The organism is Novosphingobium sediminis (assembly GCF_007991615.1).
GTDB lineage: Bacteria > Pseudomonadota > Alphaproteobacteria > Sphingomonadales > Sphingomonadaceae > Novosphingobium > Novosphingobium sediminis.
On the sequence record NZ_BJYR01000051.1, the window covers coordinates 1 to 2766 of the forward strand.

At 62.4% G+C, this 2766-nt stretch carries 3 protein-coding genes; all 3 read left to right on the top strand.

Annotated features, from left to right (window positions below; genetic code table 11):
- On the top strand, nt 1–826 hold an 826-nt coding region (locus NSE01_RS21025), incomplete at its 5' end, for a tyrosine-type recombinase/integrase (RefSeq protein WP_147161507.1).
- Nucleotides 820–1734, top strand: a complete 915-nt coding sequence (locus NSE01_RS21030; RefSeq protein WP_011540751.1) for a tyrosine-type recombinase/integrase — start codon at nt 820–822, stop codon at nt 1732–1734. The genes NSE01_RS21025 and NSE01_RS21030, both read left to right, overlap by 7 nt.
- Entirely contained in the window at nt 1731–2735 is a 1005-nt protein-coding gene (locus NSE01_RS21035) for a tyrosine-type recombinase/integrase (RefSeq protein WP_024310637.1), read from the top strand. The genes NSE01_RS21030 and NSE01_RS21035 overlap by 4 nt, the downstream gene beginning before the upstream one ends.
- Nucleotides 2736–2766 lie beyond the last annotated feature (31 nt).

Here is a 2766-nt window from a genome sequence, read left to right on the forward strand (position 1 = left end):
GACCGATGAGACGATCCGGCGCTACCGGGCCGATATCAGGCGGCTCGCGCCTATGCTCGGCGAGCCTTCACAATGGGATGCAGCCGTCCTCAGACGGGCGTTTCAACAACGAAGCAAGGAGACGCCGGGTTCGGCATCACTGCTCGTCACGATAATACGGAGCTATATTCGGTTCCTGGTCGTGCAGGGTATTTGCCGTCCAGCTTTGTTGCACGCGATCCCATCAGTGCAACGCTACCGTCTTTCGACGCTGCCCCGGCACGTTAACCCGGCAACGATCGAGCAGATCATCGGCGCATGTCCGACTGATCGCCCGGTGGAAGTTCGGGACAAGGCCATCATTCTCCTGCTCGCCCGGCTTGGCCTGCGTGCCGGTGATATTCGGGATATGCACCTCGACGATATCGACTGGCGCTCGGGCCACCTGACGGTCAAGGGCAAGACGCGTCGGCCTGATCGCCTGCCATTGCCTCAGGACGTCGGTGACGCGATCCTGGACTACATTGCCACGGCGCGTCCCAAGACCGCCGATCCGCATCTGTTCGTGCGCGCGCAAGCCCCGTTCCGTTCGTTCCGCTCATCGGCGGAGATCGCCGGCATCGTTGCACGCACGCATGAGCGCGGCGGGATCGAAGGCGTGCCGACCGGATCGCACATTTTCCGGCATTCGCTTGCCACCAACTTGCTGCGCGCGGGCGCAGGGCTGGAGTCCGTTGGAACGATCCTGCGCCACAGCTCGCCCGAGACCACCGCCATCTACGCCAAGGTCGACCTGCCGATGCTCATGAAAATCGCGCAGCCATGGCCGGGAGAACCGTCATGCTGAGCACGCAGATTGCCAGATACGTCTCGCTGTATCGCAGCTTGGGGCGGAAGTTCTCGGAACAGGAACGACTGCTGCGCCAATACGCCGCTTTCGCTGAACGCTTCGGTGACCGGCACACCCGAGTGCAGCGCATCTACGACTGGTGCCACACGGCAAGCTCGCAAAACGTGGCTCGCCATAGGTACGACGCTGCTCGTAACTTCAGCCTTTTCGCTCATGCCGAGGACCCAGACAACGAAGTCCCGCCTGTCGGCGTTTTCGGCCGGGGGAAGCGGCCACGTCCCACTCCGACCATAATCGAAGCGGACCAGGTGCGGGCGATCATGGCGGCGGCATTGAACGTTCCGCCCCATGGCACGATTAGCCCATACACGTACCATTACCTGTTCGGCCTGCTCGCGGCGACAGGTCTCCGGATTTCCGAGGCTCTCGCGCTACAGTGCAACGATCTGGTCGAGGATGGGCTGGTCGTCCGCAACGGCAAGTTCGGCAAGCAGCGACTGATCGCCTTGCAGCCATCGACGCGCCAAGCACTCGAAGCCTACATTGCGATCCGCGCGAAGCACCCGGCCAAGTGTAATGACCTGTTCGTCACTATCCGGGGGCGGGCGCCGCACAAGGTGCGCGCCCACGTCGTGTTCGTCAGGTTGGCCCGGCTTCTCGGATATCGTGGAGCAACCGGTACGGCAGGCATGCGACTCCACGATCTGCGACATACGTTCGCTGTTCGCTCGCTTGAGTCCTGCCCGCGTGACAGGGAGGCCATTGCCCACCACATGGCCGGTCTCAGTGTCTACCTGGGGCACGCGTCGATCGCCAACACGTACTGGTATCTCGAAGCCACGCCAGTGCTGCTGCGCGACATTGCGGCTGCAAGCGAGCAACTTTTTCAAGGAGAAGCGGCATGACGGCGCTTGCTCCCCATCTCTCAGCATATCTGCGGGAACATCTGCCGCGCGAACGCGCCGTCAGCCCGCACACGGTGAAGACCTATGCCAACTGCTTCGTCCTCCTCGTCCAGTTCGCTGCCGATCGGCTGAAGCGCCGACCGACCGATCTCGAGGTTGAGGATCTCGGCACAGACATGATCATGGCCTTCCTCGATCATGTGGAGATCGGCCGCGGCAGCTGCGTGCGGACCCGCAATGGCAGGCTCGCCGCGATCCGATCCTTCTTCCGATACATCGAGTACCGGATTCCAGCCTGCCTCGATCAGGCACTCCGTGTCAGAGCAATCCCGACCAAGAAGACAGACAAGGCGCTGATCGATTACCTCGACCGGGCCGAGATCAAGGCTTTGCTCGATACACCCGATCCCCGGACACGCCTCGGCACCCGTGATCGCGCGATGCTGCATCTTACCTATGCTGGCGGACTGAGGGTGTCGGAACTCGTAACGCTGCAACTGGGCGATTTCCCGGACCGCTCCCTGTCCACCATGCACATCATGGGCAAAGGGCGACGTGAACGGGTCCTGCCGCTGTGGAAGGAGACCCAGATCGCATTGCGCGCATGGCTTGCGATCCGGCCTCAAGTTGAGGTCACCGAGATTTTCCTCAATGCCAACGGGCAGCCGATGACCCGCGACGGATTTGCGTTCCGATTGGCCGAGCACGTCAAGACGGCAGCGACGAAGCAGCCGTCGATCCTTGGGAAGCGCGTCACACCCCACGTGCTTCGTCATTCTTGCGCGATGCACACGCTCGCGGCGACGGGGGACATTCGCAAGGTCGCATTATGGCTCGGCCACGCCAGTATCCAGAGCACCGAGACCTACTTGCGCGCCGATCCCGAAGAGAAGCTGCAGATTCTCGCAGCCCACGGTGCCCCTGCGATCAAGCCGGGGCGCTTCAAGCCGCCTTCCGACGCCTTGATCACAATGCTCACCGACGTTCGAAGGCGGGCCTGACCCGTCTTCGAACACTCCCTCTAACCCGCAT

Coding starts and splice junctions, on each gene's coding strand:
- NSE01_RS21030 (WP_011540751.1), top strand. CDS start 820: ATGCTGAGCACGCAGATTGCCAGATACGTCTCGCTGTATCGCAGCTTG.
- NSE01_RS21035 (WP_024310637.1), top strand. CDS start 1,731: ATGACGGCGCTTGCTCCCCATCTCTCAGCATATCTGCGGGAACATCTG.